Origin of the sequence: Saccharopolyspora indica (assembly GCF_027853965.1) — a bacterium.
Classification (GTDB): domain Bacteria; phylum Actinomycetota; class Actinomycetes; order Mycobacteriales; family Pseudonocardiaceae; genus Saccharopolyspora; species Saccharopolyspora indica.
Genome location: NZ_JAQGLB010000015.1, coordinates 15758 through 30571, shown reverse-complemented (window position 1 = coordinate 30571; position 14814 = coordinate 15758). Strand labels below are relative to the sequence as shown.

Here is a 14814-nt window from a genome sequence, read left to right as displayed (position 1 = left end):
GCCGTGACCAGCGCGGAAACGAACCGGAGAGCCGGTGGGCGGGCAGCGCGGATCCTGGCGGTGTTCGCCGAGCAGGAGAGCGCGACGGCGGAGGAGATCTCCGCCAGCACCGGCATTCCCCCGAGCGCCGTGTACCGGCACCTGACGGCCTTCGTCGAAATCGGCCTGGTGCACCAGGGACGCACGCGCGGCCGCTACTGCGCTGGATCGCTGACGGTGCAGATGGCCGAGAACTACCGGCGGGAAGTGCTCAACCAGGGCGGGGTGCGGGCCCGCCTCCGGCGGCTGGCGAGCGACACCGACGAACTCGCCGCGTTCCTCATCGCCCGCGACAACGACGTGCTCTGCATCGAAGCCGCTGAGGGAACGCGGGTCATCCGGTGCAGCTTCTCGCCCGGCCTGAGCAAGCCGCTCACCTTCGGCGCGAGCGCCCAAGCCCTGCTGGCGCACCTGCCCGGGGACCGGGTCGCGCGGGCCGCCGCGGCGCACGGGCTGACCACCGCGCAGGCCGAGAAGTTGGACAGCGACCTGCGACGCGTGCGGGACCAGGGCTTCGCGGTGAGCGTCGGCCAGGTCGATCCAGGCGTGTGGGGTGTGAGCGTGCCCGTGCTGGGCCGCAACCGCGACCTCGTCGGCGTGGTCAGCACGATGGCCCCCGATTTCCGCGTCCGAGCGCGGCGTGAATCCCTCATCACGCTCACCCACGCCGCAGCGCAGGACATCAGCAGACTGGAGGCGCACACGTGAGCACATCCGCTCCCGAGTGGACCGGGCGCATTGACGGACCCGGACCAGAACATCGCAGGTGGCACAGCGCGATCAACGAATCACCCGGCGCCACCGGGGTTTCGCTGATCGGCTTTCCCAGCGACATCGGAGTCCGCCGCAACGGTGGCCGGCCGGGGGCGCAAGCAGGCCCGGGCGCGATCCGCGCTGCGCTGGGTTCCTTCGCGATCCAGCCGGAGGTCGTCGTGCACGACGCCGGCGACGTCGCGGTCGCCGGTGATGCCCTCGAAGCGGCGCAGGACGGCCTCGCCGAAGCTGTCGCGGCGCAGCTGGGCGCCGGGAACCTCCCGTTCGTGCTCGGCGGTGGGCACGAAACGGCCTACGGTTCCTACCTCGGGCTCGCGCGCAGCGGCCTGCTGGAGGGGCGGCGCCTGGGCGTGCTCAACCTCGATGCGCACTTCGACCTCCGGCAAGCCGATCGCGCGACGTCCGGCACCCCGTTCCGGCAGATCGCCGCCGGGGAGGCCGAGCGCGGCGCCGACTTCACCTACGCGGTCGTCGGAATCAGCCAGCCGAGCAACACCGCCGCGCTGTTCACCACGGCGGCCGAGCTCGGCGTCCGCCACCTGCCGGACCTCGACTGCCAGGAACGGCACGTCGAGGACGTCGTGGAATTCGTCCGGGCCTTCACCGCGGACGTCGACGCGCTGTACCTGTCGATCGATCTCGACGTGCTCCCCGCCGCGCAGGCGCCCGGAGTCAGCGCCCCCTCGACCCTCGGCGTACCCGCCGGTGTCGTCATCGAGGTGTGCCGGCTGGTCGGCAACGACCCGAAGCTCGTCCTGGCCGACATCACCGAGCTGAACCCCACCTACGACATCGACAACCGCACCGCTCGGGTCGCGGCCCGCCTCGTGCACACGATCGCGACGAGCGCTGCCGACCGATCTGTCCTGGAAGGACGCTGAGATGCCCCGTCAGCGGATCCGGAGGCGGCTGACGACCGCGCTCCTCGCCGGTCTGGCCGCCTGCCTGCTCGTGCTCGCGCCCGCGAACGCGGCGACCGCGCAAGAACCTCCCCCCTCCGACAAGCTCGCAGCGCTGCGGTCCGGTCAGCTCGCGCTGCGGGTCGGCACCGACGCCACCTTCCCGCCGTTCGAGTTCACCGACGCCGCGGGAGATCAGCTCGGTTTCGACGTCGACCTGGTCCGGGCGCTGGCCGCGCGGACCGGGATCAAGAACGTCGAGTTCGTCCAGATGCCGTTCGGCAACATCGTTCCCGCGTTGCAGGCCGACCAGATCGACGTGGGCGCCTCGGCGATCTACATCAGCGCCGAACGCGCCAAAGCCGTTGACTTCACCGACGTCTACTACCCCGGCGGCCTCGCCATCTTCGTCGACGAGGAGGACGACTCGATCTCCTCGCTCGACGACCTGGCGGGCAAGCGGGTCGCCGTCCAAGTGGGCACGAAGTCCGTCGAGTGGCTCAAGCAGCACCAACCCGCCGCCCAGCTGATCACCGTGCAGACCAACGAGCAGATGTTCTCCTCGGCGCGGCTGGGACAGGCCGACGCCGTCGTGACCGGTGCTCCTGGCGGGAAGTACTTCATCGCCCAGCAGGGCGGCCTCAAGCAGGTCGGTGACCGCTTGACCGAGGAGAACTACGGCTACGCCTTCCAGAAGGCCGATGCGGAGCTGCGGAACGCGTTCAACGCCGCGCTCAAGCAGATGCACGAGGACGGCTCGTACCAGCAGACCACCGACAAGTGGTTCGGTGCGGAGGCCACCGCGGCCAAGCCCGCCGACCGTCCCCTGTTCAACGTCGCCACCATCGTCGAGTCCTCGGGGCAGATCTGGCAGGGTCTGCTCGTCAGCCTCCAGGTCATCCTCAGCGCACTGGTGCTGAGCCTGCTGCTCGGCACCATCGGCGGCTTCGCCAAGCTCAGCCGGATCGCACCGCTCAGGTGGCTGGGCACCGCCTACGTCTCGGTGATCCGCGGCACGCCGTTCGTGGTCCAGCTGTTCTTCATCTACTTCGGACTCCCCCAGCTCGGTCTGCAACTTCCCCCGATGGCGGCCGGAATCATCGCCCTCGGGCTCTACAGCGGTTCGTACGTGACCGAGATCTTCCGCGGTGCCGTGCAGTCCGTCGATCGCGGTCAGCTGGAGGCGTCGCGATCGTGCGGGATGTCGCACGCCGCGGCCATGCGCCACGTGGTCATCCCGCAGGCGTTCCTGCGCATGCTCCCGCCGCTGGGCAACGAGTTCGTCTCGATGACGAAGAACTCGGCGCTGGTGTCCTTCGTGACCATCCACGAGCTCTTCCTGGTCGGGCAGACCATCATCTCCCGCACGTTCGACGCGCTGACGGTCTACCTGTTCATCGGCCTGCTCTACTACCTGATCACCAACCTCATCGGTTTCGCGACGAGCACCATCGAGAAGAAGATGGCGGTGTACATCTGATGGCACTACTCGAAGTCAAGGACCTGACCAAGAGCTACGGCGACGTCGAGGTGCTGCGCGGGATCGACTTCACCGTCGAACCCGGCCAGGTGGTCGCCGTGATCGGCCCCAGCGGCGGCGGCAAGTCCACCTTCCTGCGCTGCCTCAACCTGCTGGAGACCCCGACCTCCGGCAGCGTGCGCTTCGACGGCGAGGAGCTGACCGGCAGCGGTGTCGACCTCGACCGGCTGCGGTCCCGGATGGGCATGGTGTTCCAGCACTTCAACCTGTTCCCGAACATGACCGCGCTGCGCAACGTCGTGCTGCCGCAGGTGAACGTGCTCAAGAGGTCGAAGTCCGAGGCCGAGGCGAAGGCGCGCGACCTGCTGGAGCGCGTCGGCATGCTCGAACGCGCCGAGGCCTATCCGAACCGGCTGTCCGGCGGGCAGAAGCAGCGCGTTGCGATCGTCCGCGCCGCCGCGATGGACCCGAAGCTGATGCTCTTCGACGAACCGACCTCCGCGCTGGACCCCGAGGTCGTCCAGGACGTGCTCGACATCATGTCCGAGCTCGCCGAGGACGGCATGACCATGGTCGTCGTCACGCACGAGATGGGCTTCGCCCGCAAGGTCGCCGACCGCGTCGTCTTCGTCGACGGCGGGCGCATCGTCGCCGACCTCCCACCGGACGAGTTCTTCGCCGACGGCAACACCCACCCCCGCATCCGCACCTTCCTGGACAAGGTCCTCTGACCGGCCGGAGCCGTCGCCGCGACCACCGGCGACGGCTCCGGTCCGCGGTCGCCGGGCACCCGCACCCGGCCTGCCCGGGCGGGCCCCGCCCACGGGTTCCGGCCGCACCCTGAGTCGGAGCGCAGGTCCGTTCGGCCTAGTCTGGAGTCGAGCGGACCGGGAGGAGTGGGAGCGTCGATGAGTTCCGAGGTCAGATCAGCGCGCGGCGGCTCCCGGCAGTGGCCCTACCCGCAGCTCAGCGCTCTCGAACAGCTCAGCGACGCGGATCGCGACGACGCGCTGGCGTTCATGCGGCGCACCGGTGATCTGCTGATGATGCACAAGTTCGGCGTCGACGAGCTCATGACCAAGCTGCGGATCTGGCGCGAGGAGTTCGACTACGCCCACGAGCACGATCCGATCGAGCACATCACCTCGCGGATCAAGCGCCCGGAGGCGATCGCGGCCAAGCTCGCGCGGCGCGGGCTGCCGGTCAGCCCCGAGTCGGCCAGGGCGAACCTCACCGACATCGCCGGCGTGCGCGTGGTGTGCCCGTTCATCTCCGACGTCTACCTGCTCCGCGACGTCATCCGCCAGCACGAGATCGAGATCGTGCAGACCAAGGACTACATCGCCGAGCCGAAGCCGAACGGCTACCGCAGCCTGCACCTGATCATCAAGATGCCCGTGCACCTGTCCAACCGCACCGAGCTGGTCGCCGTCGAGCTCCAGCTGCGCACCATCGCGATGGACTTCTGGGCCGCCGTCGAGCACGAGCTGCTCTACAAGAGCGGCGGCGAGGTGCCGGAGCACTTCGCCGCCGAGCTCAAGTCCGCGGCCGAGACCGCAGCCGGGCTCGACGCCCAGATGGCCTCCCTGCACCAGCGCAGCGAAGGAACCTCCGGCTAGGACCGCGTCCGGGCCGCGACGCCGTCGAGGAAGGCGGTGGTGCGGATCGGCTCCACGATCTGCGATTCGACGGCCCGGTCAGAAGGACCAGCGCGGCCGCGGGGAACACCGCTATCCGGCGGACCGCTGCGTCGAGGGGCGCACGCGGAGGGCGGGCGCGATGACCACCGCTTCGGGCGGTGTTTCCAGTCCGGCGAGCCTGGAAAGCATGAGTTCGACGGCGTTCTCGGCGAGGCGCTCGTGGTTGAGGTCCATCGCGGTGATCGGGGGGACCGCGCTCCGCGAATGCTCGGTGTCGGTCAGGGAGGCGATCATGAGGTCTTCGGGCACGCGGAGTCCCCGGGTCGTGGCGATCTCCGCGGTGATCGCGGCGAAGTCGCTGGTGTCGACAACCACGGCGTCCGGGCGCTCGGGGCTGGCGAGCAGTGGCCGGATCGTCGCGGCGGCGTCATCGACGCTGAGGCCTTCGCTGAGCAGCTCGACGCGCGCCGCGTGGCCGTGCCGTTCGCACCAGGCTAGGTACGTCTCGCGGGTGCGCCGGTTCCACGCGTTGTCCTCGGATCCGGTCAGCAGCGCGACGCTGCCCGCACCTTGATCGCGGAGGTGGTCCAGCAGGGCCGTGACCACGGTGGTGTAGTCGAGCCGGACCGTCCACGTGAACTCGGGCCGTTCCGGGTCCTCCTCGATGGTGACCACCGGTACTCCCCTGCGGAGCAGCTCGGCCAGCACCTCGTCGGCACCGTAGGGGTGGGCGACGATGCAGCCGTCCATCGGCACGCTGGACACCGACGGGTCGTTGAGGTCGGGCACGTGGATCAGGCCGACCTTGCGGCGCAGCATCTCGGTGGCGACCGAGCCCACCAACCGGTTGAAGGTCTCCGCGCGGTCCGGGGTGCCGCAGAGCGCGAAGCGCGGCCGCAGGATCAGCCCGATGATGCCCGAGCGCCCGGTGCGCAGTGATCGAGCGCTCGGGTTCGGGTCGTAGCCGAGTTCGGCGGCTGCGCGGAAGATGCGGTCCCGGGTCGCCTGGGAGATCGGCCGGCTGCCGGAGAACGCGTGCGAGACGGTGCTGATCGAGACCTGGGCCCGTTCAGCGACGTCGCGAATCGTGACACGGCGGGCGGTGCTGCCGTTCAACGGTGCCCGCTCCCTTCGTTCACCCGGCTGGCACGCCCAGTATCCCGCACCCGGGTCCGAGGTCGGCCGGGCCGGGCTATTGACACCGAACGGCCGCGGGCGTTGTATGTCACGAATCGTCAAAACGTTTCGATGACCGGAGGCGGCATGACTCCCTCATCAGGCGACGCGGGTTCGGCCGAGGCCGGTCGAGCCACCGCGCGCAGATCGGTCGGTCAGGTCTTCGACGAGATGCCGCTGAGCCGGGCGCACCTCGTCGCCGGTTCGGTCCTGTTCGTCACGTTCGTCGTCGAAGCGTGGGAGCAGGTCGGCCTCGTCTACGTCTCGGACGGGATCGCCGCGGAGCTCGGCATCAGCGACGCCCAGCTCGGGTGGGCGTTGTCGGCCGTGGCGTTCGGGATGGTGCCCGGCGCACTGCTGTGGGGCGCGTTCATCGACAGGCTCGGGCGCCGCAAGGTGGCGGTGTTCAGCTTGCTGCTCTACGCGGCGCTGGCGCTGCTGGCGGCGTTGTCCCCCGCGTACTGGGCGTTTCTGGTGCTGCGCTTCCTCTCCGGGGTCGCGTTCGCCGGCGTCTACACCGTGACGTTCCCGTACTTCCTGGAGCTGCTGCCGACCAAGTGGCGCGGCCAGGGTGCGGTCGCGCTGTCGATCGGGTTTCCGATCGGAACACTTCTGTGCATCGGCGTCAGCCAGACGCTGGGCGCGGTGAGCTGGCGCGCAGTCGCGATCGTGGCCGCGGTCGCCGGGCTCTGGGCGTTCGCGATCCTGCGGTGGGTGCCCGAGTCGCCGTACTGGCTCGCCAAGCAGCAGCGGCACGCCGAGGCCGCGCGGGTGCTGCGCTGGCTGGGCAGCCCGGTTGCCGAGGACACCCGGTTCGCGGTCGACGCGGACGGCCGGAACGGCGCCATGCGAAGCCTTTTCGGCGCGAAGGTCCGGCGCCGGTTCCTGCTCCTGCTCGTCGTCTCGTTCACCTTCAGCTGGGGTTACTGGGGTTTGCAGACGTGGCTGCCGGTGCTGCTGCAGAGCAAGGGGCTCAGCGTGTCCGACGCGCTGTGGTTCGTCGCGGTCACCCAGCTGGTGTCGATCCCCGGATATCTCCTCGCGGCGGTGCTGACCAGGCGATACGGCCGCAAGAAGATCTTCCTGGTGTTCGTCTTCGCCTCGGCCGCGGGCGGTGCGCTGTTCGGCTTCGCGACCGGATCGACCCAGATGTACGCGGGCAACCTCGTCCTGGCCTTCTTCTCGCTCGGCGCGTGGGGCATCTGGAACACGTGGTCCGGCGAGATCCTGCCGACCAGCCTGCGCGGTCTCGGCTACTCGTGGTCCACCTCGGCGATCCTGCTGGCCAACACCGTCTCGGTCCCCGTCATCGGCTCGCTGATGGACCTCGGCGTGGCGTCCTCGATCACCATCGGTTCGATCAGCGCTTTCCTGGTCCTCGCGCTGATCGCCGTCCTCCCCCTCCCGGAGACCGAGGGGCGCGCCCTCGACTGACATCCGCAACGGCAAGGAGTTCCCCATGACATACCGGGTCGCCATGGACATCGGCGGCACGTTCACCGACGTCGTCACCTTCGACGGAGCGTCGCGGCAGGTGCGGGCGGGCAAGGTTCTGACCACGCCCGACGACCTCGCGCGCGGGGTGTTCGACGCCCTCGCCGGGTTCGAGCTCCCCTTCGACGAGATCGGGTTCTTCGTGCACGGCACGACGCAGGGCCTCAACGCGCTGCTCGAGCGCCGGGGCGCGAACGTGCTGATCATGACCACGCGGGGGATCGGCGACGTCTACCAGATCGCCCGCGGCAACCGGGAGCGCCTGTTCGACCTGCACTACCGCAAACCGGCGCCGCTCGTCGCTCGCGAGGCGATCGTCGAGGTCGGCGGCCGCTTCGACGCAGCGGGCGAGGAGCTGGAACCGCTGGACGAGGACGCGGTCCGGCTCGTGGCCAAGCGGGTGCGCGAGGAGGGGTTCGACGCCGTCGCCGTGTGCTTCCTGTTCGCCTACCTCAACGGCGAGCACGAACGCCGCGCGGGCCGGATCCTGCGCGAGGAGCTCGGCGAGGACGTCCTGGTCGTCCTCTCGCACGAGGTGGCGCCCGAGTGGCGCGAGTACGAGCGGACGTCGACGACGGTCATGGAGGCCTACACCGGGCCGTCGGTGCACCGCTACCTGGACAAGATCGAGGCGCGCTTCGCCGACAACGGCCTGCACGTCCCCGTGCACGTCATGCAGTCGTCCGGCGGCCTGGTCAACGCCGATTTCGCCCGAACGCACCCGTTGCAGACGTTGCTCTCCGGTCCCGTCGGCGGCACGATGGGCGGCGTCGCGGTCAGCAAGCTGCTCGGCCGGCCGAACGTCATCTGCATCGACATGGGCGGCACCTCGTTCGACGTCTCGCTGGTCATGGACCACGAACCGGACGTGTCGCCGGACGGCTCGTGCGAAGGCTTCCCGCTGTTGATGCCGCTGGTCAACCTGCACACGATCGGCGCGGGCGGCGGGTCGCTCGCCTACGCCGAGGGCACCGGACTGCGCGTCGGACCGGAGTCGGCGGGCGCCGTTCCCGGCCCGGCCTGCTACGGGCGCGGCGGCACGCAGGCCACGGTCACCGACGCGAACTGCGTCCTCGGCAGAGTCGACCCGGACTCGTTCGCAGGTGGCGGGATGCGGCTCGACCTCGACGCCGCCCACCGCGCCGTCGCCGCACTGGCGGCCGAGCTGGACATGGACCCGGTCGAACTCGCCTCCGGCATCTGCGACGTGGGCAACGCCAAGATGGCCCAGGCGATCCGCACGCTGACCGTGGAGCACGGTCGCGAGCCCGGCCAGTTCGCGCTGCTCGCCTTCGGCGGGGCCGGGCCCATGCACGCGGCGTTCATCGCGCGGGAGATCGGGGTGACGGAGGTGATCGTTCCCCGGTTCCCCGGCGCGTTCTCCGCGTGGGGCATGCTCGAATCCGACGTGCGGCGCGACTTCACCATGCAGTTCTTCGCGACGAACCGGACTCTGGACACCGAAGCGCTGTCGGCAGCACTGGACGCGCTGCGCGGCCAGGCGATCAATGCGCTGATCGAGCAGGGCATCAGCGAGGACGTGCGTTCCGTGAGCCACAGCATCGACATGCGCTACGAGAGCCAGGACTACACGCTCACGGTGCCGATCTGGGACACCGACGACGTGGTGTCCCCCGACTTCGTCGGCACCCTCGAGCAGCGCTTCGCCGAAGCGCACCACAAGCGCTACGGGCACGCGACCCCGGGCGCGCCGGTCCAGTTCGTCACGATCCGGACCACAGGCCACGGGCGGGTGGAGCGGACCGTCGCCGACGTCGGTGCGGCTGCGCCCGCCCCGGAGGCTCCCGTCGTCCGCGACGTCGTGTTCGACGGGACGGCACTGCCCACGACGATCGTCGCGCGCTCGGCGCTGCCGGTCGGCACCCGGCTCCCGGGACCGGCCATCGTCCACGAGGAGACCTCGACCACCGTCGTTCCCCCGGACGCCGAACTGCGGGTCGACGACAACGAATTCCTGACCATCACCCTGGCCCCGCGGCCGGAGACGGAGGCGCTGTCATGACGATCAGCCCGGTTACCACCGAGATCATCCGCTCGGCGCTGATCCAGGCCGCCACCGACATGAACACGACCCTGATCCGCTCCTCGTACACGCCGACGATCTACGAGGGCAAGGACTGCGCGGTCGCCCTGCTCGACCGGCAGCACCGCGTGCTGGGCCAGTCGTCCGGACTGCCGATCTTCCTCGGCAACCTCGAGGAGTGCTCCCGGCGCACCGAGGCCGAGTTCGGCCTCGACGTGTGGCAGCCCGGTGACGTCTGGGTGCTCAACGACTCCTACATCGGCGGCACCCACCTCAACGACTGCACGGTGTACGCACCGATCTTCGTGCTGGACGAGCTCGTCGGATTCGCCGCCTCGCGCGCCCACTGGATCGACATGGGCTCGAAGGACCCGGGTGGTTCGATGGACTCGACCACCATCTACCAGGAAGGCCTGCGGATGGGGCCGACCAGGATCGTCGCGGCGGGCGAGGAGTGCGCCGACGTCCTGCGCCTCATCGAGACCAACGTCCGCTTCCCCTACGTGACGCTCGGCGACATGCGCGCGCAGATCGCCTGCGCCCGCATGGGCGTGAAGCGCCTGGGCGAGCTGTTCGCCAGGTACGGCGCGGCGACGATCGACGAGGCCCGGGAGGAGATCTTCGCCCAGACCGAACGGCTCGAGCGCCAACGCCTGGAAGCCATTCCCGACGGGACCTACGAAGCCACCGGCCACCTCGACAACGACGCCATCGACCTCGACACGCCGCTGAAGGTCACCGTGCGGATCACGGTGGACGGTGATCGCATGACGATCGACCTGACCGACTGCGCCGACCAGACCACCGGACCGGTCAACTGCGGCCGCGCGCAAGCGATCTCAGCCGCGCGGGTCGGCTACAAGCTGCTGATCTCGCCCTCGGTGAGCCTCAACGGTGGCTCGTTCGCCCCGCTGCACGTCGAGGTCCGCGAGGGCTCCATGCTCGGTGCCCGCGAACCCGCCGCCTGCCAGTACTACTACTCCAGCCTCGGCATGCTCATCGACCTCATCGTCAAGGCGCTCGCCCCCGCCATGCCCGACGAGGTCGCCGCCGCCAGTTACGGCGACTCGATGATCGTGCAGTTCGCCGGCGACAACCCGCGCACCGGCGAGCCCTTCGTCACCCTCGAGGCCACCGTCGGCGGCTGGGGCGCGTGGCACGGCGGCGACGGGGAGACCGCGTTGATCAACAACGTGAACGGGTCGCTGTGCGACCTGCCCGTCGAGGTCCTCGAAACGCTCTACCCCGTGCGCGTCACGGAGTACCGCATCCGAGCCGACTCCGGCGGAGCCGGCAGGTGGCGCGGCGGCAACGGCGTTGTGCGCGAATACGTCATGGAAGCCGACCAGGACCTCTCCCTATGGTGGGAGCGCTCGATCACTCCCGCGTGGGGGCTCTTCGGCGGTGAAGCGGGCGCACCACCGCGCGTCGTGCTCAACCCCGGCACCGAACACGCCCGCGAGATGCTCAAAGCCAACAGCCTGAGAGTTCGCAGAGGTGACGTCCTGCGGTGCGAATCCGGCGGCGGAGGCGGCTTCGGCGACCCCGCCGAAGCCGCCCCGGATGCGGATGACCGCAGCGCGACCCAGGTCAGCTCTCCTGGAGTTCGCGGCGCAGTTTGACCGCGAGCACTGAGTCGTCGAGATCGGCGTCCGACCAGCTGAGGACCGCGCCCGCGGGTACGTCGCTCACCAGTCGGCAGCCGTGCGCCAAGCCGATCGGCAGCGCTTCAGCGGCCAGCGAGGTGCGGGCGGGGGCGAGCTTGCCGTAGACCATGAAGCCGCCTTCACCGTCGAGCACCTCGCCTGCCCTCAAGTCGCGCTTGGCGACGGCGACGACGTCACCGCGGAAACCGTCGGGGGTGCCGGTGGGCTCGCCGCGCAGCACCGCGGAGGCGATCGAGACGCCCAGTTCCAGGCCGATCATGTGGTACGGGCGGTACAGCGCCCCGTAGCGGCCGGTGGGATCAGTGCGCACGCCGTACTCGGCGAAGCACTGGACCGCGTAGTCGGTGCGGGCCTCGAACGTGACGTAGACGCCCCAGCGCAGGTCGCGGTCGACCTCCGTCCCGTCGCGCTCGAGGCTGGAGACCACTTCGACCGTGCCGCGCCGGGTCAGCGAACCGCCCAGCTCCCCCGGCCGGAGCGCAGTGGCCAGGTCGTCGACCCCGACCGGCGGGAAGAACAGGCCCTCCTCCTGCGGCTGGAGGCCCGTGCCGTTGGCGACGGCGGCCATCTCGATGGCCGACTTGGTTCCGTCGAGGAACGAGTTGAACATCTTGGGGTTGTAGTCGCCGCTGGCCAGCTGCTCGGCGGTGAAGCCGTAGTGGTCCCAGACCGTGTCCGGGGTCGAGCCGCTGTACTCCGGCAGGTACTTGGTGCCCTTACCAGCGGCGACCACGTCGAAGCCGACCGTGCGGCACCAGTCGACGAGCTCGCAGATCAGGGCGGGCTGGTCGCCGTAGGCCATGGTGTAGACGACGCCTGCCCGGTGGGCGCGTTCGGCGAGCAGCGGGCCGACCAGGCAGTCCGCCTCGACGTTGACCATGACGACGTGACGTCCCGCATCAATGGCGCGGACGGCGTGGTAGGTGCCGACGATCGGATCGCCGGTGATCTCGAGCACCACCTCGAGACCGGGAACGTCGATGAGGTCGTCCGCGCTGTCGGAGACGTGCGTGCCACCGGTGCGCAGCGCTTCGTCGAAGGACGTGGCGGCGTACCGCTCGGACGGCCAACCGGTTCGAGCGAGCGCAGCGCGGGCGCGATCCGGGCTGAGATCCGCGACGCCCACCAGGTGCAGGCCCGGAACGTGCAGTGCCTGGGTGAGGAACATCGAGGAGAACTTCCCGGCCCCGATGACGCCGACCTTGATCGGCCCGGACTTCCTGCTCCGCTCGACCAGCAGACGATGGAGGTTCACGTTGTCTCCCCTGCAGATGAACTCGGCTTGCCCGACCGGCCGAACAGGACTCCTTCAGGCGCACCTCATTGAAAGCCCTCCGTCGACGGGGAGGCAAACCCCGTTGACGTAGGCGGATTCGTCGGAGGCGAGGAACAGCGCTGCGGAAGCGACGTCCCACGGCGTCCCGACCCGGCCGGTGGGGCTGGTGGCGTTCCGCTCGTCGAGGGCGGCTCGCGCATCGGCGGATCCGGAGATCACCTGCTGGGCGACGAGAGGCGTGTCGATCAGCCCCGGGACCACCGCGTTGACCCGGACACCGTCGGCTGCGTGCCGCAGAGCCAGTGCGACGGTGAGCTGATTGACCGCGGCTTTGGCCGCGCTGTAGCTGGGGTAGGGGTAGCCGGTATCGCGGATGGCCGCGATCGAGGAGACGTTGACGACCGCACCCCCTCCTGCTTCGACCATGCGCGGCAGGACGTGCTTGCAGGTCAGGAACGCTCCGGTCACGTTGACCGCGAAGACGTCCTGCCAGGTCCGCAGGTCGAGATCGGCGAGGTCGCCGGTGTGCGCGAACCCCACGTTGTTGTGCAGGACCGATGGCGTGCCGAGTTGTCGTTCGGCGTCGATGACAGCTGCGACGACCTGCTCTTCGGAGGTGACGTCAGCCTCGATCGCGACCGCAACACCGCCCTCGTCGCGGATCGCGCTGGCGGTGCGGTCGGCTTCTTCCGGGTTGATGTCGATCGCGGCAACACCGGCCCCTTCTCGCGCGAAGGTCAGCGCTGCTGCCTTTCCGTTGCTCATCCCCGCGCCGCTGGAACCAGCGCCGAAGACGAGCGCGACCTTTCCGGCCAGCCGGTTTCCCATGATCCACATCCTCGTGTTCTCGTGGCCGCGCAGGATTCGCCGGCGCAGCGAGCCGAGTATCGGCACCACGGCCGGGCCGCCGACACCACACGTCGTCGAGACCTTGCCGCGAATCTTCCTTCCGCTGTAGAAAATGCCCAGTCAACGCCTTTGCGCCCCTGCCACGCAGCGGAGAGGAGCAGTGCGGACCACGAGCCGCACGCACTGGACATGAGCGGTAGTGATCTGCAACGGGTGGTCGACGCGTTGGCCGAGAAGATCGGTCGGTCGGTCGCGATCAACGACCCTTCGGTCCACTTGAAGTGCGCGAGCAGGCACTTCGGCGACGAGGACGAGGTGCGCGTCCACGCGGTGCTGCAGCGCGAGGGCGCCAGCGCGGTCATCGGGCACATGCTGGCGCAAGGCATCACCGGGTGGACCGGGCCCGGCGTCATCCCGGCCCGGCCGGACCTGCACATGCGGGCCCGCCTGTGCAGGCCGATCCGATGCCGCAGCGAGCTGCTCGGCCTGCTGATGGTGATCGATCCGGAATCGCTGGCCGAAGCCGACACCGCGGCCATCGAGGACTCCGCTGCCGCGATAGCGGCGCTGCTGTACCGGGACTTCGTCGCCGAAGACGCCCAGCGCGTCGCGGGGGAAGCAGCTGTGCTCGAACTGCTCTGCGGAACGGCGGAACGACGAACGGCCGCACAGCGGGCGCTGGGCAGGCAGGGGTGGCTCCGCAACGGTCACCACGCGACCGTCAGCGTGGCCGACGTCGTCGCGCCGGAGAAGGAGAACGCGCATGTCGAGGTGGCCCTCCGGGTGGCGCTCGAGGCCGTCGCGCGCAACCGCTTCACCGAATTCGCCCTCGCCGTCGAGGGAAACCGCGGCTTCTTGCTGCAGAGCGCACCGGCACCGAAGGAACACCTGCGGGATCAAGGCGCGGTCGTCGCCAAGCAGGTCCGCGAGGTCCTCGGCGAGTCGGCGCGATGCGCCGTCGGGATCGGGACCACCGCTGACGGTCTGGCCGAAGCATGGATCTCGCGGGAACAAGCAGCCACCGCGGCGCGCAGCGCGCGCATGCTGCCCGATGCGGCGGACGTCGTGCTCTGGGAGGAGCTCGGGGTTTACGCGACGTTGCTGGAGATCCCGGAGGACCGGCTCACTCCCCTGCTGCTCCCGGCAGCGCTCACCCGGCTGATCGCGAACGATCCGCACGGACGGCTGGTCAGAACCCTCGCGGTCTACCTGGACAACGCCGGCTCCGGGCCGGATGCAGCCGCGGCCCTGCACATCCACCGGACCTCGTTGTACTACCGGCTGCACCAGATCGAGCAGATCACCGGGCTCAGCCTCAGCAACGGCGACGACCGCCTGGCCCTGCATCTCGGCGTGCGGCTGATGGCCTTGCTCGACGATCGGAGCTGAGCGCTTCGGCCTGCGGTTTTCTACAACGGGAGGAAGCCGTCGGGCGAGACTTCGACACGAGGAGGTCGTGACGTGCCCGGGGCCGGA

The 14814-nt window shown here is 69.6% G+C and carries 12 protein-coding genes; 9 read left to right on the top strand and 3 right to left on the bottom strand.

Annotation, left to right across the window (positions count from 1 at the left end):
- Window positions 1–3 precede the first annotated feature (3 nt).
- The 5 genes from OU416_RS27725 (at window position 4) to OU416_RS27705 (ending at window position 4811) form a co-directional block, all read left to right on the top strand.
- Window positions 4–747, top strand: coding sequence for an IclR family transcriptional regulator (locus OU416_RS27725; protein ID WP_270929970.1), 744 nt, complete (start codon window positions 4–6; stop codon window positions 745–747).
- A complete protein-coding gene (gene hutG / locus OU416_RS27720; RefSeq protein ID WP_270929969.1) occupies window positions 744–1694 on the top strand; it encodes a formimidoylglutamase in 951 nt (316 codons plus the stop codon). Before OU416_RS27725 ends, hutG begins: the two co-directional genes overlap by 4 nt.
- Before the next feature lies 1 nt (window position 1695).
- A complete protein-coding gene (locus tag OU416_RS27715; RefSeq protein WP_270929968.1) occupies window positions 1696–3192 on the top strand; it encodes an ABC transporter substrate-binding protein/permease in 1497 nt (498 codons plus the stop codon).
- Entirely contained in the window at window positions 3192–3923 is a 732-nt protein-coding gene (locus OU416_RS27710) for an amino acid ABC transporter ATP-binding protein (protein ID WP_270929967.1), read from the top strand. Before OU416_RS27715 ends, OU416_RS27710 begins: the two co-directional genes overlap by 1 nt.
- Before the next feature lie 177 nt (window positions 3924–4100).
- Window positions 4101–4811: a GTP pyrophosphokinase gene (locus tag OU416_RS27705; protein WP_270929966.1), complete on the top strand. Its 711-nt coding sequence runs from the start codon at window positions 4101–4103 to the stop codon at window positions 4809–4811.
- A gap of 111 nt (window positions 4812–4922) precedes the next feature.
- Here OU416_RS27705 and OU416_RS27700 read toward each other — a convergent pair whose 3' ends face one another.
- Entirely contained in the window at window positions 4923–5948 is a 1026-nt protein-coding gene (locus tag OU416_RS27700; RefSeq protein ID WP_270929965.1) for a LacI family DNA-binding transcriptional regulator, read from the bottom strand.
- Between the two features lie 147 nt (window positions 5949–6095).
- Here OU416_RS27700 and OU416_RS27695 point away from each other — a divergent pair, with 147 nt between their 5' ends.
- Genes OU416_RS27695 through OU416_RS27685 form a run of 3 tightly spaced genes read left to right on the top strand, consistent with a single transcriptional unit; the run spans window position 6096 to window position 11168 of the window.
- Window positions 6096–7442, top strand: coding sequence for an MFS transporter (locus tag OU416_RS27695; RefSeq protein ID WP_270929964.1), 1347 nt, complete (start codon window positions 6096–6098; stop codon window positions 7440–7442).
- A gap of 25 nt (window positions 7443–7467) precedes the next feature.
- Window positions 7468–9525: a hydantoinase/oxoprolinase family protein gene (locus OU416_RS27690; RefSeq protein WP_270929963.1), complete on the top strand. Its 2058-nt coding sequence runs from the start codon at window positions 7468–7470 to the stop codon at window positions 9523–9525.
- The gene (locus OU416_RS27685) at window positions 9522–11168 is read left to right on the top strand and encodes a hydantoinase B/oxoprolinase family protein (protein ID WP_270929962.1); all 1647 of its coding nucleotides are present in this window, start codon (window positions 9522–9524) and stop codon (window positions 11166–11168) included. Before OU416_RS27690 ends, OU416_RS27685 begins: the two co-directional genes overlap by 4 nt.
- On the opposite strand, the gene OU416_RS27680 is transcribed toward OU416_RS27685, so the two are convergent.
- Together OU416_RS27680 and OU416_RS27675 are read right to left on the bottom strand one after the other, a co-directional pair.
- Entirely contained in the window at window positions 11137–12468 is a 1332-nt protein-coding gene (locus tag OU416_RS27680) for an NAD(P)H-dependent oxidoreductase (protein WP_270929961.1), read from the bottom strand. The two genes, OU416_RS27685 and OU416_RS27680, sit on opposite strands and share 32 nt — an antisense overlap.
- 54 nt (window positions 12469–12522) lie before the next feature.
- Complete coding sequence (locus OU416_RS27675; RefSeq protein ID WP_270929960.1) at window positions 12523–13317, bottom strand: SDR family NAD(P)-dependent oxidoreductase; 795 nt, start codon at window positions 13315–13317, stop codon at window positions 12523–12525.
- Window positions 13318–13527: 210 nt separating this feature from the next.
- Between OU416_RS27675 and OU416_RS27670 the strand changes: the two genes are divergently transcribed.
- Window positions 13528–14727 (top strand): PucR family transcriptional regulator, encoded by a 1200-nt coding sequence (locus OU416_RS27670; protein WP_270929959.1) that lies wholly within the window; start codon window positions 13528–13530, stop codon window positions 14725–14727.
- Window positions 14728–14814: the final 87 nt, after the last annotated feature.

Coding starts and splice junctions, on each gene's coding strand:
- OU416_RS27715 (WP_270929968.1), top strand. CDS start 1,696: ATGCCCCGTCAGCGGATCCGGAGGCGGCTGACGACCGCGCTCCTCGCC.
- OU416_RS27710 (WP_270929967.1), top strand. CDS start 3,192: ATGGCACTACTCGAAGTCAAGGACCTGACCAAGAGCTACGGCGACGTC.
- OU416_RS27705 (WP_270929966.1), top strand. CDS start 4,101: ATGAGTTCCGAGGTCAGATCAGCGCGCGGCGGCTCCCGGCAGTGGCCC.
- OU416_RS27695 (WP_270929964.1), top strand. CDS start 6,096: ATGACTCCCTCATCAGGCGACGCGGGTTCGGCCGAGGCCGGTCGAGCC.
- OU416_RS27690 (WP_270929963.1), top strand. CDS start 7,468: ATGACATACCGGGTCGCCATGGACATCGGCGGCACGTTCACCGACGTC.
- OU416_RS27685 (WP_270929962.1), top strand. CDS start 9,522: ATGACGATCAGCCCGGTTACCACCGAGATCATCCGCTCGGCGCTGATC.
- OU416_RS27675 (WP_270929960.1), bottom strand. CDS start 13,317: ATGGGAAACCGGCTGGCCGGAAAGGTCGCGCTCGTCTTCGGCGCTGGT.
- OU416_RS27670 (WP_270929959.1), top strand. CDS start 13,528: ATGAGCGGTAGTGATCTGCAACGGGTGGTCGACGCGTTGGCCGAGAAG.